This window comes from Frankia sp. AgB32, assembly GCF_023243045.1.
Lineage (GTDB): Bacteria > Actinomycetota > Actinomycetes > Frankiales > Frankiaceae > Frankia.
Genome location: NZ_JALKFX010000235.1, coordinates 1 through 203 on the forward strand (window position 1 = coordinate 1; position 203 = coordinate 203).

At 72.9% G+C, this 203-nt stretch carries 1 protein-coding gene; it reads right to left on the bottom strand.

Annotation, left to right across the window (positions count from 1 at the left end; translation table 11 throughout):
- Positions 1-203 (bottom strand): WD40 repeat domain-containing protein (locus tag MXD60_RS26545; protein WP_368861290.1); only part of this gene is annotated, 203 nt, incomplete at both ends.

Consider the following 203-nt stretch of genomic DNA (forward strand, 5'->3'; position numbering starts at 1 on the left):
TCCAGATCCGCGCGGTGCCGTCGCCGCTGGTGGTGAGGATGTGGGTGTTGTCGGGGCTCCACGCGCCGCCGGTCACCCAGTCGGTGTGGCCGGTGAGGGTGAGGTGGGGGTCGCCGGTGGTGGCGTTCCAGATCCGCGCGGTGCCGTCGCCGCTGGTGGTGAGGATGTGGGTGTTGTCGGGGCTCCACGCGCCGCCGGTCACC